This window comes from Serratia sp. PGPR-27, assembly GCF_022678525.1.
GTDB classification, from domain to species: Bacteria; Pseudomonadota; Gammaproteobacteria; order Enterobacterales; family Enterobacteriaceae; genus Serratia; species Serratia nematodiphila.
In genome coordinates, this window is the sequence record NZ_JALBYS010000002.1 from 134,430 (window position 1) to 159,244 (window position 24,815).

Consider the following 24,815-nt stretch of genomic DNA (forward strand, 5'->3'; position numbering starts at 1 on the left):
CGCCGCGTTGTGCGGCGCCTTCCCTGACTATACTGAAAGCAGCGCCTGGCATGGCGAGCCGTCTCATGTGAGGCGGCCTGTTTTCAGAGAGACTCCGAGTGCCAGAACGACTGGAAAGTGGCATCATTGTCATGAGTGGATGAAACGCTTACCGCCGCGAAAACGTGACGTGCCGGTCATATTAGTTTCATCCAGGTCGGCTATATACCTAACTAGCCTGGGGGAGCTGCGGCGCCTTCGGCGGCATAATTTCAGGGAATGTCATGAACAAGCGGATTCTGTTGGCGATTGTCATCGCCGTGGTCATCGCCGTCTTCAGCGCGCTGCGCGGCAACGAGCACCGTGCGATCGGCGGCAATGCGGCGGTGGTGCAAGCGCCGGCGGGGCAACAGCAGAGCATCGATCGGCTCACGCAGCAGCAAACGGTGGTGAGCTACCTGCAGCAGCATCAGCGGCTTCCGGGCTATTACGTCACCAAGAAGCAGGCGCGCGAGCAGGGCTGGGACCCGCGTTCAGGCAACCTCTGTGCGGTATTGCCGGGCAAGGCGATTGGCGGCGATCGATTCTCTAACCGTGAAGGGCAACTGCCGAGCGCCGGCGGCCGGGTCTGGCGCGAAGCGGACATCAATTACCAGTGTGGCCGGCGCGGCGCCGATCGCCTGCTGTATTCGAGCGACGGTCTGATCTTCGTCACGCGCGACCATTACAAAAACTTCATTCGTGTGGAGTGAGTTTGATGGCAAAAGTAGAGTTTGATTTTGAACAGATCCAGGATGTGCCGACCTTCTACCGCGATTTTGCGCACAAGTTTGCGCTGGACGAGGGATTCGGCGCCAACCTCGACGCGCTGTGGGACGTAGTGACCGGCGATATCGGTCTGCCGGTGGAAATCGAGTTCACTCACCTGAATGCCCGCAGCAAGCGTCGTTTCGGCGCGATCATTCTGCTGTTTGAAGAGGCGGAAGAAGAGCTGGAAGGCAGCCTGCGCTTCAATATCCGCGAAAGCAGCGGCGAACCGGCACATCACCGGGGATGAAACGGGTTCATCCCGGGATGGCGGCGGCGCTTAGTCGGCCGCTTCGGCCAGCTCGCGCAGGTATTGGAAGATCTGGCGGTAAGCCTTAGGCGGCTTGTTGGCGGCCTTCTCTTTCTGCGCGTTGCGCACCAGTGAACGCAGCTGTTGGCGATCGGCGGCCGGATACAGATCCAGGATCGACGGAATGACGTCATCGCCTTCTTCGACCAGACGGTCGCGCAGCGCTTCCAGCTTGTGGAACAGCGAAACCTGCTGGTTGTGGCGGTTTTTCAGCTTGTCGAGCGCGGTCTGGATCGGCTCGATATCGCGGGCGCGCAGCATCTTGCCGATCAGCTGCAGCTGACGGCGACGGCCCTCTTTTTTGATCTTCTGCGCCAGCTCGATGGCGGCGCGCAAATCTTCGTCCAACGGAATGCGATCCAGCGCGTTTTTGCCCAGATCGACCATTTCGGCCCCCAGGTCTTTCAGCGCTTCGGCATCACGTTTAATTTCACTTTTACTGACCCAGATAATCTCGTCATCGTCCTCGTTTTCATTCTCCGGGACATCGTCGAGCCAGTCTTCAGGCTGTTTGTTCATGGTAGGCTCCGTTAAAAAGAGGCTAATCCTAACAGGTTGCCGGCTTTATGCGAAATTCAACGCGGTTCCTGTTAGACTCAACGGCAGAGATCTCAGGATTTTTGCGCGCCGCTCCGCGTGCACAACTACGCCGCTCCGGCACTTTTCTCAACGATTTTCTGATTAATTATGGCAGATTGATGAAAGTAGTCACTCAAGTTGCAGAACAGCGCAAGGCGCTGGAACAGGCCGTTTCTCAGGCGCTGGAGCTGGCCCGCGCCGGTTCCGACGCGGCGGAAGTCGCGGTCACCAAATCGACCGGCATCAGCGTCAGCACCCGCTTCGGCGAAGTGGAAAACGTCGAGTTCAACAGCGATGGCGCGCTGGGCATTACCGTGTATCACCGCCAGCGCAAAGGCAGCGCCTCTTCCACCGATCTCAGCCCGGACGCCATCGCCCGCACCGTACAGGCGGCGCTGGACATCGCGCGCTATACCTCTGAGGATCCCTACGCCGGCCCGGCGGAGAAAGATCTGCTGGCGTTCGAGGCGCCGGATCTCGATCTGTTCCACCCGACCGAGCTGGACGCCGAGCGCGGCATCGAGCTGGCGGCGCGCGCCGAGCAGGCTTCGCTGGCGGCGGACAAACGCATTACCAACACCGAAGGCGGCAGCTTCAACAGCCACTACGGCATCAAGGTGTTCGGCAACAGCCACGGCATGCTGCAAAGCTACTGTTCCAGCCGTCACTCGCTGTCCAGCTGCGTCATCGCAGAACAGGACGGCGACATGGAGCGGGATTACGCTTACACCATCGGCCGGGCGATGGGCGATCTGCACAGCCCTGAGTGGGTGGGGCAGGAGTGCGCCCGCCGCACGTTGGCGCGCCTCGCGCCGCGCAAATTGTCGACCATGAAGGCGCCGGTACTGTTCGCCTCCGAGGTGGCCACCGGGCTGTTCGGCCATCTGGTGGGCGCCATCAGCGGCAGCAGCGTTTATCGCAAATCTACCTTCCTGTTGGACTCGCTGGGCAAGCAGATCCTGCCGGCGTGGCTGACCGTCGAGGAGCATCCGCACCTGCTGAAAGGGCTGGCGTCGACGCCGTTCGACAGCGAGGGCGTGCGCACCCAGCGGCGCGATATCGTCAAGGATGGCGTGCTGCAAACCTGGCTGATGACCAGCTACTCGGCGCGCAAGCTGGGCCTGCACAGCACCGGCCATGCAGGCGGCATCCATAACTGGCGCATTGCCGGGCAGGGCGCAGACTTCGCCGGCATGCTGAAGCAGCTCGGTACCGGCCTGGTGGTCACCGAATTGATGGGCCAGGGCGTCAGCGGCGTCACCGGCGATTATTCTCGCGGCGCCGCCGGTTTTTGGGTGGAAAATGGCGAGATCCAGTACCCAGTCAGCGAGATCACCATCGCCGGCAACCTGAAAGACATGCTGCGCAACATCGTCAGCGTCGGCAGCGATATCGAAACCCGCAGCAATATCCAGTGCGGTTCGGTGCTGCTGCCGGAAATGAAGATCGCCGGCCAGTGATCCGCTGCGCGGCCGGCGCCCGCCGGTCGCGCGTTACCCCGTCTCAACCTTGCTTACAAATCTCCGGTTTCGATTTTTCCCGGCCTTGCCTATGGTAACGGTGGGTTAATTAAAACAATAACTGGAAGGTGAGCAAACATGCAGAATACCCTGAAAGCGCTGGCGGCGTTGACGCTGCTGGCAGCCAGTTCGCTGGCGGTCGCCGCCGATCTGGGCGACGATATGGACACCCTGGCGGAAAACTACAAAACGGTGCTGAATACCGACTCCGCCGCTACCCTCAAACAGAGCCTGCAGAACATGCGCGCCGCCGCGCAGGATGCCAAACAGGGCACCCCGCCGAAGCTGGAAGACAAAGCCGCCGACAGCCCGGAGATGAAAGATTTCCGCAGCGGGTTGGATACCCTGATCGGCCAGATCGATCAGGCGCTGGCGCTGGCCAATCAGGGCAAAGTCGCTGAAGCGAAGCAGCTGGCGCAAGGCTTCAAACAAACCCGCGACGCCAACCACAAGAAATTCCGCTAATCCGTCAACCGTCGCGCCCGTCTTCCGTCAGATAGGAGGAGGGCGCCTGCCCCAGCACGCGGCGGAACATGGTTGAAAACGCCGCGCTGCTGTCATATCCCATCTCCATCGCCACCTGCGTCACGCTGCGCCCTTCGGCCAGCAGCGCCAACGCCAGCACCACGCAGGCGCGCTGGCGCCATTGCGAAAAAGGCAGGCCGGTCTGCGCGCGAAAGAAGCGGCTGAAGGTGCGAATGCTCATGTACAGACGGGGCGCCCACCGCTGCGCGGAGTCGTGGGCGTCGGGGTGTTGCAAAAAGGCGCGGCACAGCTCAACCAGCCGAGGATCGGCGGGCAGCGGGATGTGCAACGGCAAAGGTTGCAGCCGGGCCAGCTCGTGCAGCAGCAGCGCCGCCAGCGCTCCGTCGCGGCCCTGTTGTTCATACTCCAGTGGCATATCCACCGCCGCCATCAACAGCTGGCGCATCAGCGGCGTGACGCTGACCACCTGACATACCTGCGGGCGTTCGGCGGGCAACGCGCCGGGTTCGAGGTACAGACTGCGGGTGGTGACGCCGACCATCCGCACTGCGTGCGGCATCTGCGGCGGCAGCCACACCGCGTGCTGCGGCGGAACGACCCAATTGCCTTGCTGCGTGAAAACGTGCATGACGCCGGTAGCGCCGTACAGCAACTGCGCGCGCCGGTGGCTGTGCATTGGCAGCAGGTGCCCCGGCGGATAATCGGTGCCGATGGCGATCACCGCGCGGGTTACGTGGTCGATGTCATCAATGCGGACGTTGCGCATGTGTTCCCTTTGGCGGGCAAATTGGCCGAAACGCAATGATAGTTGGCCTTTCATATAAAGCAAGCCAGCGACGGTCGCCCTACTATCGGGGCAGAAAAATAACGCTTGTTCGGGGCGTCGTTATTTTATCGGCCATGAAACCCGTACAAGTCTTCACACCAGGGTGGGACGAAGGTTCTCGTTCTCGCAATACAAGAAGTTAATAAGGAATAAAGCGTCATTTTATTCCAACACCTGAAGCAATAGTTCTTAGCGCAGTTCAATGACTATAAGGTGATATTTCATGTATAAGTTCGGTGTGATTGGCGGCGGGGCCGCCGGCATCTCTTTTGCCTATAACTTTATAAAAAATAAGTCGGTTAATCATTGCAAAAGGCCGCTTTCCCTGACGGTTTTCGACAAGCAGGGATTTAAAGGCGGTATGGCATACAGCAGCGATTTTGACAGCCATATATTAAATATGACGCCGGAAAATATGTCGGCGGATATTTTCGACGAAGCGCACTTCGTTGATTGGATCGCCATGCATTTCCCGCAGTTTTGTCAGGATCGTTATCCGCCGCGCTGGCTGTATCGGGAATATCTCGATTTTATTCGCGACATGACGATATATATGGCGGCGGACAGTAACGTAGCGCTGAATTTCGTGACCGCCGAAGTGAATGCCATCGCGCCGCACGAGGCCGGCTACCGGCTGACCACCGCCTGCGGCGGCGCCGAGCAGATGAACGCGCTGGTGCTGTGTTCGGGGCACAACCCGCCGGAATGCCTTTACCCAGTGGATGGGGTGATCGCTTATCAGGCTCATCAGGATCTGCCGCCGATCAACCCTTATTCGAGCATCGGCGTGATCGGCTGCAGCCTGACGGCGATTGACGCCATCGTTGAACTGATGGAGCGCCTGGGAGCGACCGACATCTGCGCCCTGTCGCGCTCGGGCCTGTTCCCCAGCGTGCAGCCGGCGCTGATGCGTCCGCCGCCGGAGGCGTTTGTTGAGGCGCTGCGGCGCTTTGTCGCCGGCCGCGATTTTATTGACGCGCATCAGCTGGTGCATGCGATCAACGCCGCGCTGGCGCGCCACTATCCGGGGCCGGAGCGGCTGACGGTGCTCTCGGCGCTGGGGGAAAGGCGCGATTGCTACCGCGATCTGGCGGACAGCCTCGATCGCGCGCGTTTTGCCCGGGAGCATATCTGCAGCTATCTGGCGGCGATCCACCCGGCGGTGTGCGCCGCCTGGGTCAAGATGGATGCCAACAACCGGCAGGTCTTCATGCGCTTTTACAACTCCTCCTGGATGCGCAATCGGCACGCCATGCCGATCAAGAATGCCTACAAGATCGTGGCGGCGCTGGAGAGCCAACGCCTGCGCGCCTGCGGCGGCCTGGTGGATATCAGCAAGGCAACGGACGGGTTTATCCTTCGTTGCCATGAGACGCGGGTGCACGCGCAGTATCTGTTCAACTGCACCACGCCTTCCTATCAACTGCCGCCCAACCGCCTGAGCCGGCAGCTGCTGCAAGACGGGCTGGTGCAAGAGAACCTGTTCGGCGGCGTGAAGTGTAACCCGTATACGCTGAAAATCGCCGACCGACGCGGCCGTGAGCAGCATCTTTACTCGCTCGGCGCGCCCGCCAAGGGCGATCTTTTTTATACCTCGGCGATGGAATCCATCACGCGGGATATCAGCAAAATCGTGTTCAACAACCCTATTTTCAATGCAAAGAAGGCTGAAGTATGAAAAACGTAGCGCTCTTTGTCGGCAACGACATTTTCTCCTGGCTGGTGTGTCAGGATCTGATCGCCGCCCTGAAAGGCGAGTGTGCTTTTACGGTGTATTTCCCCCTGGCGAAAAGCGGCGGCCGCATCCAGGAGCCGGCGGTTCGCCGCCTGGGGCTGTACGAGCGCGAGGTGCTGAACGATTTTGTGTTCCCGTTCGTTGGCCGCAACGCCGCCGCCTGTGAGGGTGCCTATCAACCGCCGGCCCTGTTCCTGGCCGCCGCCGGGGTCAAAGCGCATCGCGTTCTCGACATCAATGACGCCACGTTTATCAGCAGCCTGGAGCATATGGACGCGGTGATCTCCCTGCGCTGCTATCAGAAATTCTCCGCCGACTATGTGCGCGCCTTCAGCCGACGCGGCAAGCTGCTGTGGAACCTGCACCCCGGCGACTTGCCGCGTTATCGCGGGGTGATGACGCTATTCCGCGCAATGATGAACGGTGACAAGGGCTGTGCGGTGACGCTGCATGAAATGGATGAGCACTGGGACGCCGGCCCGGTGCTCGCCCGTCTGCCCGCCGAGCTGCGTCACGATCTGTCGTTCCTGGAAAACATGATGTTGCTGGGCGTGCAAAGCGGCGCCTTCCTGGCGCGCCAGCTGATGCGGGCGGAACGGCGCGAAGCGATAGCGGCGGAAAAGCAGGGTGATTCGCGCTATTGGGGCTTCCCGGACGCACAGACGCTGGCGCGGGCGGAACAGGCGGGCATTGAGCTGGTGGATCACGACGCCGTGCGCGAGCAGTATCTGGGGCTGTTCGTCGGCGATCGTTTCCACCCGCTGGCGGGGCAGTTCTGCGCCGGGTTCGATGACTTCGTGCGGGCGCACGGCCATGATTGAAATGTTAATCGTTCTGGGTGCCGGTTTTCTGACCGGCATCACCACCATTCTGTTCGGCTTCGGCGGCGGCTTTGTGGTGGTGCCTTTTGTCTATCACCTGATCTCCGCCTCGGGCGAGCAGCCCGGCCAGGCGATGCATATTGCTGTAGCGACCTCGACAGCGGTGATGATCCTCAACGCGAGTTATGCCACCCTGACCAACTGGCGCAGCGGCAACCTGCTGCGAGAAACCATCGTACCGCTGATCTTTTTCATCGGCATCGGCGCGGCGCTGGGCGCGTTCGCCTCCTCGCTGCTGGCGGACGGCGTGATCCGCTGGCTGTTTGTGGTCTATATGGCGGTGACCATCGCCGACTGTCTGTTCCGCCGGGGCTTCCTGATCAAACCGGCGCGCGCCGAACTGTCTCCCGCCACGTTGTGGGGCGGCGGGCCGTTGATCGGCGGCATCGCCACGCTGCTGGGGGTGGGTGGCAGCGTGATGACCGTGCCGCTGCTGCGTCGCCATGGTTACGACATGAAATATTGCGTCAGCGCCGCCAACCCGCTGTCGATCCCGGTGGCGGTGATCGGGGCGCTGATGTATATCGTGTTGGGGTGGCGCGAGATGAGCGGGCCGCAGTATCTGGGTTACGTCAATCTGAACATTCTGGGGCTGCTGGTGGTAGCGGGGGTTGCGGGGATCGTGTTTGCCAGGCGCTGTTTGCCGAAGGTGAGCGACGCGCTGCATGCCAAAATCTACGTGCTGCTGCTGATCGCCGTGCTGATCGCCATCTGCCTCTGAGACAGAAAGGGCGGCCGGATGCCGCCCTGAAAACCGCTTAACGGTGGTATTCGCCCGCCGCTTCCGGCTGGTACAGCAATTCCAGCACTTCAATCCGCGCTTCTTCACCGTTCGGCAATTGCCAGGAGATCTGCTTGCCGACGTGCATGCCGAGCAGCGCTGCGCCCAGCGGCGCCATCACCGACAGCTGATCGTGGCTGTCTTTCAGCGAGGCTGGGTAGACCAGCGTGCGCACATGCTCTTCATCGGTGTGCAGATCGCGAAAACGCACGCGGCTGTTCATGGTCACCACGTTGGCCGGCATTTTCTCCGGCGGCAGGATTTCCGCGCGATCCAACTCGTCGTTCAGCGCGGCGGCGACGTCGGTGTTGGCAAAGGCCGGTTGTTCCAATAGCGCATCCAGGCGTTCCGCATCCAGCTCATTAATAGTAATGATGGGTTTGGTCATTCCACTCTCCAGTCAAATCAAAGGGCGCCAGTCTGTGCGCCCATAAATTCGGAAAAACAACACAAAGCAACACCCCCGCGCCAGAGGAGCGGGGGTGTGGGTAATGTCGATTTGTCCCATTGATAGTAGGCGGTTGGGGCGAGAAAAGAAAGAGATCCCGATCACGAAGGCTGTTATCGTCAATCGAGACAAAAAAAACCGTTAGCCGGGTTATGTATTTGTTATCTCATTCACTTTTTCGCCGTAGCGCCGTTTTGCGAAATGGATCTCCGCGCGTCATTCGATTTCCACTTCGAACTGGAAAAAACCGGTCTCCACAGAAAATCTTGCCGGGGGTAGGGTAAAGACATCACAGAAAGCGGGTTATTCAGGTGATGCGCTTTACGGCTTACTGATTAATGTGGGATCTAGGGGTACTGAAAAGTGAATGATGGATCTGCTTCGATAAAAGAAATTGAACAATCCGATATCAGCGAAGCCGGTGAGATCACCGCTCGGGTGCTGGCGGATATTACCGCGATGCTGAATGCTGAGAATATTTATACCAATGCGGTGCAGCAACAGATGCTGGAATCGCATATTCGCGCCATGGTGCTGCGCTCAATAACCGGTGAGCCGTTGCCGGAGGTGGATAAATCATTGTTCGACGAAATTTCCGCCGAGTCCATGCAAATGGCGGAGCGCGTGGTGGATCAGTTTGGCACATTGCCCATCGAAGAGGCCTATTTGCTGTCCGTGCACTTCGAAGTGGCGAAAGATAATAACGCATAGCGGTTAACGCATCGATTTCAATCAGGAGAATATACCATGGGTCAAATTACCGTAGTGATCGGCGATCGTTTGGGCAAAGGGCAAAAAGTCGGCCAGGGCGTTGAAAACGCAGGCGGAAAAGCGGTGGTCATCCCCGGCGTGGCGGCGGATATGAAGCTGGGCGACGTCATGAAAGCGGAAAACGCGCAGCTGGGCATCTCTTTTTGCGGCAGCGGCGGCGCCGGTGCGATTACCGCGCAAACCAAATACGGCTACAAGGCCAAATACGGCATGCGTTCGGTGGAAGAGGGCGTGACGGCAATTAACGAAGGCTGCAACGTGCTGGGTTTCGGCTTTATGGATAAAGAAGAGCTGGGCCAGAAACTGGTGGAAGCCTACGTCAAAAAACATGGCAATCCATAATGAAAGAGCAATATACCACATCGGTGAAGGTGGAGGGTAAAGGCGACAGCAAAGCGAAAGCTTTTGCTTCCGCCTTGGCTAATGTGCAGGGCGCGGTATTAAAGTCCACCAACAATATTCTGCTGCGCATCGAGCCGCAGGACGTCAGCGTAGTGAAGGCGGAAGAGAAAATAACTAAAGAGAAATTTCTTTTCTTCTTTTTGCCGCGTGAAAGAAAGAGCTATGCCGTTTCTCTGGAAATAACCGTGAACGTAACCATTATCAATACCGAGAAGGTTGTCTTCGTCACGAAATAAAAACGTTAGCATAAATGAAAGGGTATACTGATGTTTTTAATCATCTTATTTAAATCGATTATTATCGGTGGGCTGGTGGGGGTCGGCGTAGGGGCCGGCGCCGCACGCATGTTCCACGCGCCGACAACACAGGGCATGGGGGCGTTTCGCACCCTGGGCGAGCTGAACTCCTGCGAGGGCGATCCGGCTTCCCACTTCTCATTCGGTCTGGGCTTCTTCTTCAACGCCTGGGCATCTTCCGTGGCGGCGGGCTCCTTCACGCAGGACGTCGATCACCGCATCATCCCGCACTGGGGCGCGGCGGCTTTGATGGTCAAAAACCGCAATCTGGCGCAAACGCTGCACGATCCGAAAAAAATGGCCATCGCCTGCGGCATCATCGGCATGCTGGTGGTGGCCTTCCTCAATACCACCGCTTCCGCCGTGCCTGCCGCGCTGCAGGTCACCGCGATCAAGGTGCTGGTGCCGGCGGCCAACCTACTGGTGAACACCGTGATGCCGGTGATCTTCTGGCTGGCGGCGATCGACGCCGGGCGCCGTTCCGGCTTCTGGGGCACCATCTTCGGCGGCCTGGCACAGCTGATCATGGGCAACGCCGTACCGGGCCTGGTGCTGGGCATTCTGATCGGCAAGGGCGTGGAAGAGAGCGGCTGGAACAAAATCACCAAGATCATGATGGCGGTGATCGTGCTGCTGTTCGTGCTGAGCGGCTTCTTCCGCGGCTTCGACATGAAAGTTCTTGAGTCCTTCAGCCTCGGCGTGCCGGGCTGGCTGGACGCCATTCACAACACCCTGAGCGGTAAATAAGGAGCGGGATGATGGAAGAGCAAACCCAAAAAGGCTTCTGGTACGCCGACTGGTCATTCCCGATTTTTGTTGGCCTGCTGTCCTCCGGCGTGTTCGCCGGGACGCACATGTACTACCTGTACGGCATCGGCGCCTTTAACGAAGTGGCCTTCGTCTCCATGCTGCGGGCGGGGATGGATACCGGCGTGTACGGCGCGGTGGCGGCGTTCGGCGCCAGCTTCCTGTTCGCGCGCATCATCGAAGGCTCGCTGGTGGGCATCCTCGACATCGGCGGCGCGATCCAGACCGGCGTCGGGCTGGGCGTACCGGCGCTGCTGCTGGGGGCCGGCATCGTGTTCCCGGTCGCCAACTTCGCCGCGTCGCTGGCCACCGGTCTGATCATCGGCCTGGCGATCGGTTACGTGATCATCCTGGCGCGCAAATTCACCATCAATCAGAGCAACTCCACCTACGGCGCGGACGTGATGATGGGCGCGGGCAACTCGTCGGGCCGTTTCCTCGGGCCGTTGATCATCCTGTCGGCGATGACCGCTTCGATCCCGATCGGCATCGGTTCGCTGCTCGGCGCGCTGCTGTTCTATATCTGGGGCAAACCGATCACCGGCGGAGCGATCCTCGGCGCGATGATCCTGGGGGCGATCTTCCCGGTAGCCATTTCTTAAGAGGCCTGCGCCAGGCGCCGCCCGAGGCTGCGGCGGCGCCCGGGCTAACAGGAGCAATGCGGTATGTATGACTTAGTAATCAGAGGCGCCAGACTGGCGGACGATACGCTGATCGATCTGGCGGTAAAGGACAGAAAAATAGCCTCGGTGGGGCGGCTGGCGGCGGACGTCAGCGCCGTTCGCCAGCTGGATCTGGCGGGCAACTGCCGCCTGAGCGCCGGTTGGATCGACGCGCACGTGCACTGCTATCCCGAATCGCCGATTTACCATGACGAGCCGGATCGGGTCGGCGTCGCCAGCGGCGTCACCAGCGTGGTCGACGCCGGCAGCACCGGTGCCGACGATATCGACGCCTTTTATCAGCTGACGCGCAGCGCCAAAACCAACGTTTTCGCCTTCCTCAACATCTCGCGCATCGGCCTGCTGCGGCAGAACGAGCTGGCGGAGTTGACGGACATCGACAAGCGCGAGGCCGGCCAGGCCATCGCCAATCACCCCGGTTTCATCATCGGCATCAAGGCGCGCATGAGCAGCAGCGTGGTGGGGAAAAACGGTACCCGGCCGCTGGTGTTGGCCAAAGAGATCCAGCAGGAAAACCGCCAGCTGCCGCTGATGGTGCATATCGGCAACAACCCGCCGGATCTGGACGACATCGCCGATCTGCTGACCCGCGGCGACATCATCACCCACTGCTACAACGGCAAACCGAACCGCATTCTGACGCCGGCGGGCACATTGCGCGAGTCTATCCAGCGCGCGCTGCGGCGCGGCGTGTTGCTCGACGTGGGGCACGGCACCGCCAGCTTCAGCTTCGAGGTGGCGCGCCAGGCGATCAAACTGGGCATTTTGCCGTACACCATCAGCTCCGATATTTACTGCCGCAACCGCATGAACGGGCCGGTGCATAGCCTGGCGACGGTGATGTCCAAATTCTTCAGCGTCGGCCTGACGCTGCCGCAGGTGATCGCCTGCGTGACGGAGAACGCCGCGTCGGCGCTGCAGCTCAGCGGCAAAGGGCGGCTGGAGCCGGGCTATGACGCAGATTTCACGCTGTTTGAACTGCGCCGCGAACCGCAGGTGTTCGCCGACGCCGAAGGGCAAACCGCCGAGGGCGAACGGCTGTTGGTGCCGCTGGCCGCGGTGGTGGCCGGGGAAATCCTATTAACCGAACAAGGGGAGGCAAGCCATGTCTTCGATTTATGAAAAATACGGTTTGAAGCAGGTGATCAACACCTCCGGCCGCATGACCATTCTCGGCGTTTCCACGCCGCGCCAGGACGTGATCGACGCCGTTGATTACGGCCTGAACCACTATTTCGAAATCAAGGATCTGGTCAACAAGACCGGCGCCTATATCGCCGATCTGCTCAACGTGGAGGACGCGGTGATCGTCTCCTGCGCCTCGGCGGGCATCGCCCAGTCGGTGGCGGCGGTGATCGTTAAAGATAACGCCAATCTGCTGGTGAACCTGCATTCGGCGCCGATCGCCGTGCCGCGCGAGATCGTGCTGCCGCGCGGCCACAACGTCAACTTCGGCGCGCCGGTGGACACCATGGTGGCGCTGGGCGGCGGCAAGGTGGTGGAGGCGGGCTACGCCAACGAATGTTCGCCGGAGCAGATTGAAGCCTGCATCACGCCGCAGACGGCTGCGATCCTGTACGTCAAATCGCACCACTGCGTACAGAAAAGCATTCTGTCCGTCGAACAGGCGGCGGTGGTGGCGCGCAAACATAACCTGCCGCTGATCGTCGACGCCGCGGCGGAAGAAGATCTGATGTGTTACTACCAGATGGGGGCCGATCTGGTGATCTACAGCGGCGCCAAAGCCATCGAGGGGCCGACCAGCGGCCTGGTTATCGGCAAGAAACAGTACGTCGGGTGGGTGAAGCTGCAGTCCGGCGGCATCGGCCGGGCGATGAAGGTCGGCAAAGAGGGCATCCTCGGCCTGACGCAGGCAATTGAAAGCTATCTGACGCTTGAGAAAACCACCGGGCAACAGATGGTGGCGCGGATGACGCCGTTCCTCAACAGCCTCAACACCCTGACCGGCGTCAGCGCCAAAACCGTCTGGGACAGCGCCGGCCGCGATATCGCCCGCGCCGAGATCACCTTTGATGAGGCGGTGCTGGGGCGGTCGACCTATGACATCGTTCAGGCGCTGAAAACCGGCGACATCGCCATCTACTTCCGCGGCTACAAGGCCAACGAGGGCAAGATTGAGGTCGACGTGCGCAGCGTCGACGAGCAACAGCTGATGACCGTCTTTAGCTGTATCAAGAACCTGTTTACGGAGAAACAAGCATGAAGCTGCAGCCTAACTACTATCGCGACCGCGTCTGCCTGAACGTGCTGGCCGGCTCCAAAGCCAACGCGCAGGACATTTACGCGGCGGCGGAAGGCCATGTGCTGGTGGGCGTGCTTTCCAAGAACTACCCGGACGTCGACAGCGCGGTGACCGACATGCTGCGCTATGCGCGCCTGATTGAAAACGCGCTGTCGGTCGGCCTGGGCGCCGGCGATCCGAAGCAGTCGGCGATGGTCAGCCTGATCGCTCAGCAGGTGCAGCCGCAGCACGTTAACCAGGTGTTTACCGGCGTCGGCGCCAGCCGCGCGCTGCTGGGCCAGAACGACAGCGTGGTCAACGGCCTGGTGTCGCCGACCGGCCGCGTCGGCTGGGTGAAGATCTCTACTGGCCCATTGAGCGCCGCGGCGCCGGACGGCATCGTGCCGGTGGAAACCGCCATCGCTTTGCTGAAGGACATGGGCGGCAGTTCCATCAAGTATTTCCCGATGGGCGGCCTGAAGTGCAAGGACGAATACCAATACGTCGCCAAGGCCTGCGCCGAGCATGACTTCATGCTGGAGCCGACCGGCGGCATCGATCTGGAAAACTACGAGCCGATCGTTGAGATCGCCCTGGCGGCCGGCGTGAAACGCGTGATCCCGCATATCTACAGCTCGATCATCGACGCCGCCAGCGGCGACACGCGTCCGCAGGACGTGAAAACCCTGCTGGCGATGACCAAAAAGCTGGTGGGTTGAACGCGTAATGGGATGAGGTAAACGCTGGGAGGCGAAGGTTTTCCCGTGGCGCGGCATGCCGCGTCGCCGTTAGCTATAGCCTATAGCTTTCAAGTTGCAGCTAGGCGGCAAGCGCAGGAGCCCCAGGAGCTTACTTAAGTAAGTGACTGGGGTGAAAAATCTGCCGGGAGCAGATTTAAACGCTGCTTGCAGCGGCCCCGAAGGGGTGAGGCCCATGGATGGGCCGAGTAACTGCGCAGCCAACAACGCTGCGGCTTGAAAGATGACGGATATATACTGAGGATTACTATGCGAAACTGGCAGGTTCCAACCCGACGCACCGCGTTGTTCCTGGCGCTGCTGGCCGTGACCGGCCCGGCGCTGCATGCTGAGGATGCAATGAACTCCACGTCATCTCATTTCGCCTATATCGGCACCTACAATCCCAACGGCGAAGGCGTTTACCGGGTGCAGGTCGATCCGGCCAGCGGCGCGCTGAGCCACGCCACGCTGGTCAGCAAAGTGCCGAATCCGGCGCAGCTGACGCTGAGCGTTGACGGCAAGACGCTGTATGTCGCCAGTGAAGTGGCCGATTTCAACGGCGGCAAACACGGCGGCATCACCGCTTACCGGGTCAATCCGGCCGATGGCGCACTGACGCAGCTCAACCAGGTAGATTCGCAGGGGGCAGGGCCGGTGTATCTTTCCTCGACGCCGGACGGCCGCCATCTGCTGGTGGCGAACTATGTCAGCGGCAGCGTGGCGGCTTTCCCGATTGAAGCGGACGGCAGCCTGGGCGCCGCCAGCTCGGTGCAGCAACAGCAGGGCCCGGCGGGCGCGGCCAAACCGGCGGCGGCGGTGAACGGCAGCTTCGCCATCAGCGATCACAATGGCCCGCATGCCCATATGATCGCCAGCGATCCGAGCGGCAAGTTCGTGTTCTCCACGGATCTGGGGTTGGATCGCATCTACCAATGGCGCTTTGACGCCGCGAGCGGCCGGCTGACGCCGAACGATCCGCCGTGGATCGCCGCCTCTTCCGCCGGCGCCGGCCCGCGTCATTTTGTGTTCCACCCGGACGGCGACACCGTGCTGCTGGTGAACGAAGAGGCCTCGACGTTGACCAGCTACCGTTTTGATCGCCAAAAAGGTACTCTGAAACAACTGCATGCGGTTTCCGCGCTGCCCGCCGACTATCAGGGCACCAGCTTCGCTTCGGGGCTGGCGCTCAGCAAGAACGGCGACACGCTGTACGTCGCCAACCGGCTGCATAACAGCATTGCCCAGTTCAGCGTGGGCGCCGGCGGCGAGTTGAAACCGGTGGCGGAAACCTGGACCCGCGGCGATTATCCGCGTTCGCTGGCGCTGAGCCCGGATGGCCGCTATCTGTATGCGCTGAACCAGCGCAGCGATAACGTCACCCGCTTCAGCGTCAACCCGACGGACGGCAAACTCAGCTTTGTGGGCGGCTATCTGCCGATCGGCAGCCCCTCGCAAATGGCGTTCCTGCCGCCGGCGAAGTAACCCGTGGCCCGCCCGGTTCGCCGGGTGGGCCGCCTGATTGACGGACACAGAATGGTGCGATTTCCTTACCCGCGTTTGGCTTACTTGTTCGATGCTTTGCAAACCGAGACTTTGCCGCAGGATGAGCTGGCGAAGCGTTTCGCCGTGTCCACCCGCACGGTGCGGGCGGATATCACCGCGCTGAACGAGATCCTGGACAAATACGGCGCGCGCTTCGTGCATAGCCGCGGGGCCGGCTATCGCCTGCAGGTCGATAATGCCGCGCTGTTCAGCGCCCTGCAGCATCAGGAACGCCGTAAACAGGCCACCCCGCGCAGTGCGCAGGAACGGGTGCATTATCTGCTGGTGCGTTTTTTGACCTCAGCCTTCTCTCTCAAACTGGAAGATCTGGCCGACGAATGGTTCGTCAGCCGCGGCACGCTGCAAAACGACATGGCTGAGGTGAGAGAGCGTCTGGCGCACTATCAATTGACGATCGAAACCAAGCCGCGCTACGGCATGAAGCTGTTCGGCGCGGAGATGGCGATCCGCGCCTGCCTGACCGATCTGCTGTTCCAGCTGCAGCTGGCCGACGCCGAGAACCCGTTGCTCAACAACGAGATCCTGTTGCAGCCGCAGGTGGCGGCGTTCGCCGGATTGCTGCACCCGCTGTTGTCGCAATACGCCATTCGCCTGACCGACGAGGGCGAGCAGTACCTGATCTTCTACTGCGCGGTGGCGCTGCGGCGCATCAACGACGGTTATCCGCTGCCGGACTTCGAGGTGGAGGACGGCGACGAGGCGGTGCGTCAGGTGTCGACCCGTCTGGCGGCGGAGCTGCGCGCGGCCTCCGGCAAAGAGATCTCGATGGCCGAAGAGGCCTATCTGCGGGTCAACATCGCCGCGCGGCGCGTGCAGGACGTGCAGCCGACCGAGATCAACGCCGACGATGAAGAAGCGCTGGTGGACTACATCCTGTCCTACATCAACGCACACTATAACTACAATCTGCAGGGCGACGAGCAGCTGCGGGCCGATCTGCTCACCCATATCAAGACCATGATTACGCGGGTGAAATACCAGATCAACATCCCCAATCCGCTGCTGGCCAACATCAAGCAGCACTATCCGATGGCTTACGACGTGACGCTGGCGGCTGTCTCCAGCTGGGGCAAGTACACGCCTTATACCCTGAGTGAAAACGAGATCGGCTATCTGGTGTTGCACATCGGCGTGGGGCTGGAGCGGCATTACAACATCGGTTATGAACGCCACCCGCAGGTGATGCTGGTGTGCGACACCGGCAACTCGACGGTGCGCATGATCCAGGCGCAGATTGCGCGCAAGTATCCGCAGCTGGTGATGACGCGCATCGTTTCGCTGCGCGATTACGAGATGCTCGCGCACATCGACGAAGACTTCGTGATTTCCAACGCTCGCATCGGCGAAAAGAACAAGCCGGTGGTGGTGATGTCGCCGTTCCCGACCGATTATCAGCTGGAGCAACTGGGCAAGCTGGTGCTGGTGGATCGCACCCGGCCGTACATGCTGGAGAAGTTCTTCGACGCCGAACATTTTATGGTGCTCAACGAGCCGCTGACGCAGGCGGAGCTGTTCAGCCGGGTGTGCGGCCAGCTGGAGCGAGAAGGGTACGTCGGCGCGGACTTTTATCCGTCGGTGGTCGAACGCGAGGCGATCGTTTCCACGCTGCTGGGCGAGGGCATCGCGCTGCCGCACTCGCTGGGGCTGCTGGCGAAGAAGACCGTGGTGGTGACGCTGCTGGCGCCGCAGGGCGTCGCCTGGGGGGAAGGTGAGGTTGCGCACGTGATTTTCCTGCTGGCGATCAGCAAGAGCGATTATGAAGAGGCGATGGCGATCTACGAGCTGTTCGTCACCTTCGTGCGTGAACGTTCAATGAGCCGCCTGCTGGGCAGCGACAGCTTCGACAGCTTCAAAGCGGTGGCGCTGGACTGCCTGAGCCGGAGTTGAGGGCTAATCCGCTTCCGGCAGGAACAGGGCCGGGGGCAGATTGAAACGCTTGGCCAGCGCCATAATGTGCGGAATGGTCAGCGATCTTTTACCGTTCAGGATTTGGTTAACCAACGACTTTTTACCGATCTCATGTTCAAAATCACTTTGGCTGAGTTGGTGCTGTTCCATAAGGACGCGAAGCGCGGCTACCCCCTGTGGTAACTGGGCGATACGCTGGTTGAATGCGGTAAATTCGGCGCTGTTGTCTTCATATTCGGCGATCTTTTTTGCCAGCATGTCAATCAGCGGATGGTGTTCGTCGTTTTCCAGCAGGTATTCCACCAATTCAAGCGCTTCCCGGTAGTCTTGCTGAGCGCGGCTGCCCTGCAACAAGGGCACGGCGCGCAGTAGCGCATCGGCCGCCTTAATGGCATCTGTAATCATGATGAACTCCTTCGATAGTGCTGCATCAGCTTGTCGTATTCGGCGTGGCTAACGATATGCTTTATGAAGACTTTCTGTGTCTCGAAGCTGGCAAAGAACAAGATCCGCAGGTGGTTGCCGCCGACGTCAATGACCCACCATTTCTCTTTGTATTTCATACGATCGAGCGAAGGAAAAAGCGCTTTTAACTCGTCCGGCGTGCGGAACTCGCCCCGTCGCAATGCTTTATAAATGGCCTCGAGAGCAGTGGCTTCATTGGGATATTGCTTCGTTGCGTTATTGAACGGTTCCCTGGAAATGATATGCATCGTTCCTTCGATTCCTACCCGGTGAACATTATAGCGACTGCCGGTGAAGTTCACAAATTGTAAACTTTTCGTTGTCCCGTAAGCAAAGCGTGGGGAAACACCCGCCTGTTGTCTGTTTTTGCGTTACACACTATTGCGATTATCGTGGTGGGGGTAAATCCATGACGTGAATTTACAGGCGGTTACGGCTGATTCTGGAAGCGGATTCGCAAAGTGAGAAACGGGAGGGCTACGTTATGGGAGGGGGGGAGGCAACACATGCGCCGAGGCGACGCATGGGGAGAGTCTCAGCGACTAATCTTCATCAAACCCGGAGTTGAACAGCTCGACCACTGCCGCCAGCGCGTTGACTTCGTCGGGGCCGGTCGCTTCGACTTCGATATGCCGGCCCTGGGCGGAGTCCAGCATCAGCAGCGCGATGACGCTGCTGGCTTCGGCCTCGGTGCCGCTTTCGTTGCGCAGCATCACTTCGGCGTCGAAGCTTTGCACCAGTTCGAACAGTTTCATCGCCGGGCGCGCGTGCATGCCCAGCTTGTTTTTGATTTCAACCGTCTGTTTGACCGTCATTGTTTGCGCTTTTCCAGCGTGCGGTGGCGCGATTGCACGTTCTTGCCGCGCGAGCGGAAGTAATCGGCCAGCTGTTCCGCCACGTACACCGAACGGTGCTTGCCGCCGGTACAGCCGATGGCGACCGTCAGGTAGCTGCGGTTGTTGGTTTCCAGCATCGGCAGCCACTGTTCCAGATAGCTGCGGGTCTGGTAGATGAAGTTGTGCACTTCGGTATGGCGATCGAGGAACGACGCCACCGGTTTGTCCAGGCCGGTCATCGGCCGCAGCTTCGGATCCCAGTGCGGGTTCGGCAGGAAGCGCACGTCGAACACGTAGTCGGCGTCGATCGGGATGCCGTGTTTGAAGCCGAAGGATTCGAACACCATGGTCAGTTCGCGCTCGCGCTTGCCCAGCAGGCGGGTGCGCAGCATTTCGGCCAGTTCGTGCACCGACATTTCCGAGGTGTCGATAATCAGGTCCGCCCGCGAGCGCAGCGGTTCGAGCAGATCGCTCTCTTCGTCGATGGCGCTTTCCAGCGACAGGTTTTTGCTGGAGAGCGGGTGCAGGCGGCGGGTGTCGCTGTAACGGCGGATCAGCGTGTTGCGATCGGCGTCGAGGAACAGCAGCTGCGGCGAGAAGCTGTCCGGCAGCTGAGTCATCGCGTATTCGAACACTTCCGGTGATTCCGGCATGTTGCGCACGTCGATGCTGACCGCCGCGGAGATATTGCGTTCCGCCAGCGTATTGGCGAGCTGCGGCAGCAGCACCACCGGCAGGTTGTCAACGCAGTAAAAACCCATGTCTTCCAGCGCCCGCAAGGCGACGGATTTTCCGGAACCGGAACGGCCGCTGACAATCATCAGCACCATGTGGCAACTCCCCTGGCATCGCGGCGGCGTTCATCGCCACCGTTAAACTTTGTTATTCCGGCCGCAGCCGGATCCATCATCGTAAAACAGTATCGTTATCCGGGCTGGAAGTCACGCCGGCCGGGCATCACTCGGTGATGATTTGGTAAAGTTCTTCGTCGCTCTGCGCGGCGCGCAGGCGGCGGCATACGGTTTTGTCGGCCAGGCGTTTGGCGACCAGCGACAGCGTATGCAAATGGGTTTTGCACTGATCGGCAGGCACCAGCAGCGCGAACAGCAGGTCGACCGGCTGGTTGTCGATAGCGTCGAAAGCGATGGGTTGGTCGAGACGGATAAACACGCCAACGGCCCGCAGTGTGTCCTCTTCCAGTTTGCCGTGGGGAATGGCGATACCGTTGCCGATACCGGTGCTGCCCATGCGCTCCCGGGTGAGAACCGCGTCAAACACCACCTGCGAAGGCAGGTTGAGCTGTTTGGCGGCCAGTTCGCTGATAATTTCCAAAGCCCGCTTCTTGCTGGTGCAATGTACCGAGCTTTTGGTGCACTCGATGTTTAACACCGAGCTTAATTGCATATATTCGTTGTTCATCTCATCTTCACTTAAAACCGCGCCGCCGGGCGTGCCCGGCAAGGCGGTTTTTCGTCGGTTTTAACCCTGATTACCGTTCGGCGCGTCACCCATGCGGGTTACGCGCCGAAGGGTGAGGCGGCGACGGATGCTGCCTCATGGAATGGGTTAGGGTGTCAGTGTTGCTTCAATTTGTCTTTATGTTTGTTCAATTGACGTGCCAATTTGTCGATCAGCGTATCAATTGCGGCATACATATTCTCGTCTTCCGAGGTGGCGTGCAACTCGCCTCCATTCACGTGCACCGTTGCTTCCGCAATTTGCTGCACTTTTTCCACACTTAATACAACATACACCTGATTGATGCGATCAAAGTACTGTTCGAGTTTGGCGAACTTGTTGTTCACGAACTCGCGCAACGGATCGGTGATTTCGATGTGGTGTCCGGTAATGTTGAGCTGCATAGTGTCTTCCTTCTCAATAGAGGTCAAACCAACTGTTTACGCTGGTTCGACGGCGGGATGGACAAAGACTCTCGGTACTTGGCGACGGTGCGCCGCGCCACGATGATCCCCTGATCGGCGAGCAGGGTGGCCAGCTTGCTGTCGCTGAGTGGTTTGGCGGGGTTTTCCGCCGCAATCAATTTCTTCACCAACGCGCGGATCGCCGTCGAGGAGGCTTCGCCGCCGCTGTCGGTATTCACGTGGCTGGAGAAGAAATATTTCAATTCGAAAATGCCGCGCGGGCTGTGCAGAAACTTCTGCGTGGTGACGCGCGAGATCGTCGATTCATGCATCTCCACGGCCTGGGCGATATCCGCCAGCACCATGGGTTTCATAAACTCTTCGCCTTGCTCGAAGAACGCCTGCTGTTGATCGACGATGCAGCGGGTGACCTTCAGCAGCGTCTCATTGCGGCTCTCCAGGCTTTTAATCAGCCACTTGGCTTCCTGCAGGTTGCTGCGGATGAACTGGCCGTCGGCTTCGCTGCGGGCGCTGTTGCCCAGCGCGGCGTATTGCTGATTGATCTTCAAACGCGGCACGCTGTCGCCGTTGAGCTCGACCGTCCATTTGTTCTGCGTCTTGCGCACCAGCACGTCCGGAATCACGTATTCCGATTCGCCGGTATTGATCGACTGCCCCGGGCGCGGATCGAGCGACTGAATCAGCAGCATCGCTTCTTTCAGTGTATCTTCTTTTAGCCGGGTTGATCGCATCAGGCTGCGAAAGTCGTGGTTGGCCAGCAGATCCAGATGGTCGCTGATGATCAGCCGCGCTTCGGCCAGGTAAGGGGTGTCTTTGGCGTATTGGGAGAGCTGCACCAGCAGGCAATCGCGCAGATCGCGCGCGGCGACGCCGATCGGATCGAAACGCTGCACGCGCTTCAACACCGCCTCGACTTCCTCGAGGGTCACGTTTTCGTCGCCCAGGCTTTCCAGAATGTCTTCCAGCGGCACGGTGAGATAGCCGGTGTCGTCCACCGCGTCGACGATGGAGGTGGCGATGGCGGCGTCGGTATCGGAAAACGGCGTCAGATCCACCTGCCACATCAGGTAATCCTGCAGCGTTTGGGTGGTCTCGCCCTGATAGACCGGCAGCTCGTCGTCGCTGTAGTCGGTGCCGGTGCCGGACGGCGTGCCGGCGGTGTAGATCTCATCCCAGGTGGCGTCCAGCGGCAGCTCTTCCGGCATGTCTTTCTGTTCCAGCGCCTCGCGGGTATCGAGCCCCTCGGTCTCCTGGGTTTCTTTGGCGTCGATTTCGTCGTGCAGATCGGTCTGTTCAAGCAGCGGATTGCTCTCCAGCGCCAGCTGGATCTCTTGCTGAAGCTCAAGCGTGGACAACTGCAGCAGGCGGATCGCCTGCTGGAGCTGAGGAGTCATGGCCAGCTGTTGACTGAGCCTGAGTTGCAAACCTTGCTTCATAGTTTTCTGTCTACTTCCGTTAACGGTGTCGCCCCGCAGGGCGCGCCGGCGCTTAGAGGCGGAACTCTTCGCCCAGATAAACGCGTTTAACCTGCTCGTCGGCCAGAATAGCATCCGGCGTGCCGTGGGCAATCAGTTTGCCCTGGCTGACGATGTAGGCGCGTTCACATACGTCCAGCGTCTCGCGCACGTTGTGGTCGGTGATCAGCACGCCCAGGCCGCTGTCACGCAGGTGCTCGATGATTTTTTTGATGTCGATAACGGAAATCGGATCCACCCCGGCGAAGGGTTCGTCCAGCAGAATGAATTTCGGGTTGGCCGCCAGCGCGCGGGCGATTTCGACGCGGCGGCGTTCACCGCCGGACAACGCCTGGCCAAGGCTGTCGCGCAGATGGGAGATATGGAACTCTTCCATCAGCTCCTTGGCACGGTCTTCGCGCTGTTCGCTGGTGAGGTCGGGACGGATCTCCAGCACCGCCATCAGGTTGTCGTACACGCTCAGGCGGCGGAAGATCGACGCTTCCTGCGGCAGGTAACCAATACCGCGGCGCGCGCGGGCGTGCAGCGGCAGCAGGCTGATGTCTTCTTCGTCGATCACGATGCGCCCGGCGTCGCGCGGCACGATGCCGACCACCATGTAGAAGGTGGTGGTTTTACCGGCGCCGTTCGGGCCGAGCAGGCCGACGATCTCGCCGGATTTCACTTTCAGGCTGACGTCTTCGACAACTTTACGGCCCTTGTAGGCTTTCGCCAGGTTTTCTGCGATGAGTGTTGCCATAAGTGATTAGTTACTCTTTTTTTGCTCGTTTTTGTCTTGCAACTGCGACGGTACCAGAACCGTTGTCACGCGTTTGCCTTTATCGCTAAACGCCTGCATTTGCTGCTGTTGCACCAGATAGGTGATGCGATCGCCTTTCACGTTGCTGTCGAGCTGCTCCAGATAGGCGTTGCCCGTCAGGGTCACCAGCTGGGTCGCCACGTCGTAACGCACTTTCTGCGCGTGGCCTTTGACCGGCTTGCCGCTGTCCTGCATCTGGTAGAAGGTTACCGGGTTGCCGAACGCTTCAATATAGGTCTTATTCTGATCTCCGCCCGGGCGGGTGACTACCACCTTGTCGGCGCGAATATCGATGGTGCCCTGTTTGATCACCACGTTGTCGGTGAAGGTGCTGACGTTGCTTTGCATGTCCAACGACTGCTTGAGCGAGTCGATGCTGACCGGCTGGCTGGAGTCGGATTTCAGCGCCAGAGCGGGGGCGCTGGCGGCCAAAACTAAGCTGCCGAGCAACAGGTTACGGAGTTGGTTTTTGGTTCTGAATTTCATAGTTGGTCTTAACCTTATCAATCAGCTCAGCGGTTTTGGTCCGCAGGTTCCCACGCATTTTCATGCCGTTAGAGGTAAAATTGGTCCCGTAAAGCGTGACTTCGTCATCGGAGGTGACGTCCTGGGTGACCAGGTTTACCTGAGCGTTGTCCGTCTTAATTTTTTCCAGCTGCGAGGTGGTGGTCAGGCTGTTCACCTCGACGTGACCATACAGATACAGCATTCGGTCTTTAGTCAGTTTGGCGCGATCGGCGCGAACTGACCAGGTGGCCACCGCATTCTCATCGAACAGCGTCATCACCGGCTGGGTGAACCAGCTCAGCTCGCCGGCGGTGTAATACTTCGCGTCTTCCGCCACCAGTTTGTAATTCAGCTTGCCGGCCGGGTTGTACACCACGGTGACCGTGTGCTGGCTCTGGTAGGTCGGATCCTGATCGTTGACCGGGCCAGGGGCCGTGTCGTCGCTGAAGTCCGTCATGTTCCAGCCGATCAGCGCCAGAACGATCACCGTCAACAGGATGGTGATCCACAGTTTGGTTTTACTCATATCGACAGCCCTTTGGCGTCCTCCAGCTTATTTTGAGCCAAAAGAATGATGTCGCACAGTTCGCGTACCGCGCCGCGGCCGCCGGCAATGCGGGTGACGTAGTGGGCGCGCGGCGTCAGCAGCGGATGGGCGTCCGCCACTGCGACCGCCAGGCCGACCTGCGCCATCACCGGCCAGTCGATCAGGTCATCGCCGATATAGGCGACCTGATCCGCCGTTAACGACAGTTTATCCAACAGTTCGCGGAAGGCCAAAAGCTTATCGGACTGCCCCTGATACAGATGGGTGATGCCGAGCGTCTGCGCGCGGTCCTCCAGCAGCCTGGCGGAGCGCCCGGTGATGATCGCCACCTCGATGTCTGAGGTTTTCAAGCAGCGGATGCCGTAGCCGTCGCGCACGTTGAACGCCTTCAGTTCTTCACCGTTGTTGCCCATGAAGATCAGGCCGTCTGACAGCACGCCGTCAACGTCGCAAATCAACAGGCGGATGTTCCCGGCACGCGCCATAACCTCTTGTTCTACCGGCCCGTAGCAGGTTTCTACCATACCCATTCCGTTCTA

General features: G+C 59.9%; 31 protein-coding genes. 17 read left to right on the top strand and 14 right to left on the bottom strand.

Annotated features, from left to right (window positions below; genetic code table 11):
- Positions 1-263: 263 nt before the first annotated feature.
- Positions 264-731, top strand: a complete 468-nt coding sequence (locus MMS95_RS01930; protein ID WP_033632004.1) for a ribonuclease — start codon at positions 264-266, stop codon at positions 729-731.
- 5 nt (positions 732-736) lie between these two features.
- Entirely contained in the window at positions 737-1,036 is a 300-nt protein-coding gene (locus tag MMS95_RS01935) for a barstar family protein (protein ID WP_004936963.1), read from the top strand.
- A 30-nt stretch (positions 1,037-1,066) separates the two neighbouring features.
- Here the strand turns inward: MMS95_RS01935 and yjgA are convergent, their stop codons facing one another.
- Complete coding sequence (yjgA, locus tag MMS95_RS01940; RefSeq protein WP_004936968.1) at positions 1,067-1,615, bottom strand: ribosome biogenesis factor YjgA; 549 nt, start codon at positions 1,613-1,615, stop codon at positions 1,067-1,069.
- A gap of 179 nt (positions 1,616-1,794) precedes the next feature.
- Between yjgA and pmbA the strand changes: the two genes are divergently transcribed.
- Positions 1,795-3,135 (top strand): metalloprotease PmbA, encoded by a 1,341-nt coding sequence (pmbA, locus tag MMS95_RS01945; protein ID WP_242141353.1) that lies wholly within the window; start codon positions 1,795-1,797, stop codon positions 3,133-3,135.
- Between the two features lie 138 nt (positions 3,136-3,273).
- The gene (gene cybC / locus MMS95_RS01950) at positions 3,274-3,660 is read left to right on the top strand and encodes a cytochrome b562 (RefSeq protein ID WP_015379185.1); all 387 of its coding nucleotides are present in this window, start codon (positions 3,274-3,276) and stop codon (positions 3,658-3,660) included.
- Between the two features lie 4 nt (positions 3,661-3,664).
- Here cybC and MMS95_RS01955 read toward each other — a convergent pair whose 3' ends face one another.
- Positions 3,665-4,447: a helix-turn-helix transcriptional regulator gene (locus tag MMS95_RS01955; RefSeq protein ID WP_033632005.1), complete on the bottom strand. Its 783-nt coding sequence runs from the start codon at positions 4,445-4,447 to the stop codon at positions 3,665-3,667.
- 283 nt (positions 4,448-4,730) lie between these two features.
- Between MMS95_RS01955 and MMS95_RS01960 the strand changes: the two genes are divergently transcribed.
- From MMS95_RS01960 to MMS95_RS01970, 3 genes are read left to right on the top strand one after another with little or no spacing between them, the layout of a single operon-like run.
- A complete protein-coding gene (locus MMS95_RS01960) occupies positions 4,731-6,185 on the top strand; it encodes an FAD/NAD(P)-binding protein (protein ID WP_242141354.1) in 1,455 nt (484 codons plus the stop codon).
- On the top strand, positions 6,182-7,063 hold the full coding sequence (locus MMS95_RS01965; RefSeq protein ID WP_242141355.1) for a formyltransferase family protein: 882 nt from the start codon (positions 6,182-6,184) through the stop codon (positions 7,061-7,063). The genes MMS95_RS01960 and MMS95_RS01965 overlap by 4 nt, the downstream gene beginning before the upstream one ends.
- Positions 7,056-7,844: a sulfite exporter TauE/SafE family protein gene (locus MMS95_RS01970; RefSeq protein ID WP_033632008.1), complete on the top strand. Its 789-nt coding sequence runs from the start codon at positions 7,056-7,058 to the stop codon at positions 7,842-7,844. Before MMS95_RS01965 ends, MMS95_RS01970 begins: the two co-directional genes overlap by 8 nt.
- Before the next feature lie 37 nt (positions 7,845-7,881).
- Here the strand turns inward: MMS95_RS01970 and rnk are convergent, their stop codons facing one another.
- Complete coding sequence (gene rnk, locus MMS95_RS01975; protein WP_004936993.1) at positions 7,882-8,292, bottom strand: nucleoside diphosphate kinase regulator; 411 nt, start codon at positions 8,290-8,292, stop codon at positions 7,882-7,884.
- A gap of 423 nt (positions 8,293-8,715) precedes the next feature.
- On the opposite strand from rnk, the gene MMS95_RS01980 reads away from it, so the two are divergent.
- The 10 genes from MMS95_RS01980 to MMS95_RS02025 all read left to right on the top strand — a co-directional run bounded on the left by MMS95_RS01980 (position 8,716) and on the right by MMS95_RS02025 (position 17,743).
- On the top strand, positions 8,716-9,063 hold the full coding sequence (locus MMS95_RS01980; RefSeq protein WP_021505112.1) for a glycine dehydrogenase: 348 nt from the start codon (positions 8,716-8,718) through the stop codon (positions 9,061-9,063).
- Positions 9,064-9,099: 36 nt separating this feature from the next.
- Positions 9,100-9,465, top strand: coding sequence for a glycine-rich SFCGS family protein (locus MMS95_RS01985; RefSeq protein ID WP_004937000.1), 366 nt, complete (start codon positions 9,100-9,102; stop codon positions 9,463-9,465).
- Positions 9,465-9,761 carry a DUF4312 family protein gene (locus MMS95_RS01990; RefSeq protein ID WP_004937003.1) on the top strand — a complete coding sequence of 99 codons (297 nt, stop codon included), beginning with the start codon at positions 9,465-9,467 and terminating at the stop codon, positions 9,759-9,761. The genes MMS95_RS01985 and MMS95_RS01990 overlap by 1 nt, the downstream gene beginning before the upstream one ends.
- Before the next feature lie 30 nt (positions 9,762-9,791).
- Positions 9,792-10,568: a DUF4311 domain-containing protein gene (locus MMS95_RS01995; protein ID WP_004937006.1), complete on the top strand. Its 777-nt coding sequence runs from the start codon at positions 9,792-9,794 to the stop codon at positions 10,566-10,568.
- A gap of 11 nt (positions 10,569-10,579) precedes the next feature.
- The gene (locus MMS95_RS02000; RefSeq protein WP_004937013.1) at positions 10,580-11,230 is read left to right on the top strand and encodes a DUF4310 family protein; all 651 of its coding nucleotides are present in this window, start codon (positions 10,580-10,582) and stop codon (positions 11,228-11,230) included.
- A gap of 63 nt (positions 11,231-11,293) precedes the next feature.
- A complete protein-coding gene (locus tag MMS95_RS02005; protein ID WP_242141356.1) occupies positions 11,294-12,433 on the top strand; it encodes an amidohydrolase/deacetylase family metallohydrolase in 1,140 nt (379 codons plus the stop codon).
- Positions 12,417-13,535: a DgaE family pyridoxal phosphate-dependent ammonia lyase gene (locus MMS95_RS02010; RefSeq protein ID WP_004937017.1), complete on the top strand. Its 1,119-nt coding sequence runs from the start codon at positions 12,417-12,419 to the stop codon at positions 13,533-13,535. The genes MMS95_RS02005 and MMS95_RS02010 overlap by 17 nt, the downstream gene beginning before the upstream one ends.
- The gene (locus MMS95_RS02015; RefSeq protein WP_033648993.1) at positions 13,532-14,272 is read left to right on the top strand and encodes a KDGP aldolase family protein; all 741 of its coding nucleotides are present in this window, start codon (positions 13,532-13,534) and stop codon (positions 14,270-14,272) included. Before MMS95_RS02010 ends, MMS95_RS02015 begins: the two co-directional genes overlap by 4 nt.
- Positions 14,273-14,560: 288 nt before the next feature.
- A complete protein-coding gene (locus MMS95_RS02020) occupies positions 14,561-15,775 on the top strand; it encodes a lactonase family protein (RefSeq protein WP_085337186.1) in 1,215 nt (404 codons plus the stop codon).
- 51 nt (positions 15,776-15,826) lie between these two features.
- Positions 15,827-17,743 (top strand): PRD domain-containing protein, encoded by a 1,917-nt coding sequence (locus MMS95_RS02025; protein ID WP_015379179.1) that lies wholly within the window; start codon positions 15,827-15,829, stop codon positions 17,741-17,743.
- A gap of 3 nt (positions 17,744-17,746) precedes the next feature.
- Here the strand turns inward: MMS95_RS02025 and MMS95_RS02030 are convergent, their stop codons facing one another.
- The 11 genes from MMS95_RS02030 to kdsC form a co-directional block, all read right to left on the bottom strand.
- Positions 17,747-18,169, bottom strand: coding sequence for a helix-turn-helix domain-containing protein (locus MMS95_RS02030; RefSeq protein WP_015379178.1), 423 nt, complete (start codon positions 18,167-18,169; stop codon positions 17,747-17,749).
- On the bottom strand, positions 18,166-18,477 hold the full coding sequence (locus tag MMS95_RS02035) for a type II toxin-antitoxin system HigB family toxin (RefSeq protein ID WP_004937033.1): 312 nt from the start codon (positions 18,475-18,477) through the stop codon (positions 18,166-18,168). Before MMS95_RS02035 ends, MMS95_RS02030 begins: the two co-directional genes overlap by 4 nt.
- A gap of 294 nt (positions 18,478-18,771) precedes the next feature.
- Positions 18,772-19,044 carry a PTS phosphocarrier protein NPr gene (npr, locus tag MMS95_RS02040; RefSeq protein WP_004937034.1) on the bottom strand — a complete coding sequence of 91 codons (273 nt, stop codon included), beginning with the start codon at positions 19,042-19,044 and terminating at the stop codon, positions 18,772-18,774.
- Positions 19,041-19,895: an RNase adapter RapZ gene (rapZ, locus tag MMS95_RS02045; protein ID WP_015379177.1), complete on the bottom strand. Its 855-nt coding sequence runs from the start codon at positions 19,893-19,895 to the stop codon at positions 19,041-19,043. Before rapZ ends, npr begins: the two co-directional genes overlap by 4 nt.
- Positions 19,896-20,022: 127 nt before the next feature.
- Positions 20,023-20,484, bottom strand: coding sequence for a PTS IIA-like nitrogen regulatory protein PtsN (ptsN, locus tag MMS95_RS02050; protein WP_016930212.1), 462 nt, complete (start codon positions 20,482-20,484; stop codon positions 20,023-20,025).
- A 155-nt stretch (positions 20,485-20,639) separates the two neighbouring features.
- Positions 20,640-20,927, bottom strand: coding sequence for a ribosome hibernation promoting factor (gene hpf, locus MMS95_RS02055; RefSeq protein ID WP_004937038.1), 288 nt, complete (start codon positions 20,925-20,927; stop codon positions 20,640-20,642).
- Positions 20,928-20,950: 23 nt separating this feature from the next.
- A complete protein-coding gene (gene rpoN / locus MMS95_RS02060) occupies positions 20,951-22,384 on the bottom strand; it encodes an RNA polymerase factor sigma-54 (RefSeq protein WP_021505109.1) in 1,434 nt (477 codons plus the stop codon).
- Positions 22,385-22,436: 52 nt separating this feature from the next.
- Positions 22,437-23,162 carry an LPS export ABC transporter ATP-binding protein gene (lptB, locus tag MMS95_RS02065; RefSeq protein ID WP_004937040.1) on the bottom strand — a complete coding sequence of 242 codons (726 nt, stop codon included), beginning with the start codon at positions 23,160-23,162 and terminating at the stop codon, positions 22,437-22,439.
- Positions 23,163-23,168: 6 nt separating this feature from the next.
- Positions 23,169-23,708 (bottom strand): lipopolysaccharide ABC transporter substrate-binding protein LptA, encoded by a 540-nt coding sequence (gene lptA / locus MMS95_RS02070; protein ID WP_004937045.1) that lies wholly within the window; start codon positions 23,706-23,708, stop codon positions 23,169-23,171.
- Positions 23,677-24,255, bottom strand: a complete 579-nt coding sequence (lptC, locus tag MMS95_RS02075) for an LPS export ABC transporter periplasmic protein LptC (protein ID WP_004937047.1) — start codon at positions 24,253-24,255, stop codon at positions 23,677-23,679. The genes lptA and lptC overlap by 32 nt, the downstream gene beginning before the upstream one ends.
- Positions 24,252-24,806: a 3-deoxy-manno-octulosonate-8-phosphatase KdsC gene (gene kdsC / locus MMS95_RS02080; protein WP_004937049.1), complete on the bottom strand. Its 555-nt coding sequence runs from the start codon at positions 24,804-24,806 to the stop codon at positions 24,252-24,254. The genes lptC and kdsC overlap by 4 nt, the downstream gene beginning before the upstream one ends.
- Between the last annotated feature and the right edge of the window lie 9 nt (positions 24,807-24,815).

Bases quoted from the DNA above. Each gene is read 5' to 3' on its own strand.
- MMS95_RS02000 (WP_004937013.1), top strand. From the start codon at position 10,580: ATGGAAGAGCAAACCCAAAAAGGCTTCTGGTACGCCGACTGGTCATTC.
- lptA (WP_004937045.1), bottom strand. From the start codon at position 23,708: ATGAAATTCAGAACCAAAAACCAACTCCGTAACCTGTTGCTCGGCAGC.
- MMS95_RS01985 (WP_004937000.1), top strand. From the start codon at position 9,100: ATGGGTCAAATTACCGTAGTGATCGGCGATCGTTTGGGCAAAGGGCAA.
- rapZ (WP_015379177.1), bottom strand. From the start codon at position 19,895: ATGGTGCTGATGATTGTCAGCGGCCGTTCCGGTTCCGGAAAATCCGTC.
- MMS95_RS01930 (WP_033632004.1), top strand. From the start codon at position 264: ATGAACAAGCGGATTCTGTTGGCGATTGTCATCGCCGTGGTCATCGCC.
- MMS95_RS02015 (WP_033648993.1), top strand. From the start codon at position 13,532: ATGAAGCTGCAGCCTAACTACTATCGCGACCGCGTCTGCCTGAACGTG.
- MMS95_RS01990 (WP_004937003.1), top strand. From the start codon at position 9,465: ATGAAAGAGCAATATACCACATCGGTGAAGGTGGAGGGTAAAGGCGAC.
- pmbA (WP_242141353.1), top strand. From the start codon at position 1,795: ATGAAAGTAGTCACTCAAGTTGCAGAACAGCGCAAGGCGCTGGAACAG.
- ptsN (WP_016930212.1), bottom strand. From the start codon at position 20,484: ATGAACAACGAATATATGCAATTAAGCTCGGTGTTAAACATCGAGTGC.
- hpf (WP_004937038.1), bottom strand. From the start codon at position 20,927: ATGCAGCTCAACATTACCGGACACCACATCGAAATCACCGATCCGTTG.
- MMS95_RS02035 (WP_004937033.1), bottom strand. From the start codon at position 18,477: ATGCATATCATTTCCAGGGAACCGTTCAATAACGCAACGAAGCAATAT.
- rnk (WP_004936993.1), bottom strand. From the start codon at position 8,292: ATGACCAAACCCATCATTACTATTAATGAGCTGGATGCGGAACGCCTG.
- lptB (WP_004937040.1), bottom strand. From the start codon at position 23,162: ATGGCAACACTCATCGCAGAAAACCTGGCGAAAGCCTACAAGGGCCGT.
- MMS95_RS01970 (WP_033632008.1), top strand. From the start codon at position 7,056: ATGATTGAAATGTTAATCGTTCTGGGTGCCGGTTTTCTGACCGGCATC.
- MMS95_RS02030 (WP_015379178.1), bottom strand. From the start codon at position 18,169: ATGATTACAGATGCCATTAAGGCGGCCGATGCGCTACTGCGCGCCGTG.
- MMS95_RS01960 (WP_242141354.1), top strand. From the start codon at position 4,731: ATGTATAAGTTCGGTGTGATTGGCGGCGGGGCCGCCGGCATCTCTTTT.
- npr (WP_004937034.1), bottom strand. From the start codon at position 19,044: ATGACGGTCAAACAGACGGTTGAAATCAAAAACAAGCTGGGCATGCAC.
- rpoN (WP_021505109.1), bottom strand. From the start codon at position 22,384: ATGAAGCAAGGTTTGCAACTCAGGCTCAGTCAACAGCTGGCCATGACT.
- MMS95_RS01995 (WP_004937006.1), top strand. From the start codon at position 9,792: ATGTTTTTAATCATCTTATTTAAATCGATTATTATCGGTGGGCTGGTG.
- MMS95_RS02010 (WP_004937017.1), top strand. From the start codon at position 12,417: ATGTCTTCGATTTATGAAAAATACGGTTTGAAGCAGGTGATCAACACC.
- kdsC (WP_004937049.1), bottom strand. From the start codon at position 24,806: ATGGGTATGGTAGAAACCTGCTACGGGCCGGTAGAACAAGAGGTTATG.
- yjgA (WP_004936968.1), bottom strand. From the start codon at position 1,615: ATGAACAAACAGCCTGAAGACTGGCTCGACGATGTCCCGGAGAATGAA.
- MMS95_RS01955 (WP_033632005.1), bottom strand. From the start codon at position 4,447: ATGCGCAACGTCCGCATTGATGACATCGACCACGTAACCCGCGCGGTG.
- MMS95_RS02020 (WP_085337186.1), top strand. From the start codon at position 14,561: ATGCGAAACTGGCAGGTTCCAACCCGACGCACCGCGTTGTTCCTGGCG.
- MMS95_RS02025 (WP_015379179.1), top strand. From the start codon at position 15,827: ATGGTGCGATTTCCTTACCCGCGTTTGGCTTACTTGTTCGATGCTTTG.
- MMS95_RS01965 (WP_242141355.1), top strand. From the start codon at position 6,182: ATGAAAAACGTAGCGCTCTTTGTCGGCAACGACATTTTCTCCTGGCTG.
- cybC (WP_015379185.1), top strand. From the start codon at position 3,274: ATGCAGAATACCCTGAAAGCGCTGGCGGCGTTGACGCTGCTGGCAGCC.
- MMS95_RS02005 (WP_242141356.1), top strand. From the start codon at position 11,294: ATGTATGACTTAGTAATCAGAGGCGCCAGACTGGCGGACGATACGCTG.
- lptC (WP_004937047.1), bottom strand. From the start codon at position 24,255: ATGAGTAAAACCAAACTGTGGATCACCATCCTGTTGACGGTGATCGTT.
- MMS95_RS01935 (WP_004936963.1), top strand. From the start codon at position 737: ATGGCAAAAGTAGAGTTTGATTTTGAACAGATCCAGGATGTGCCGACC.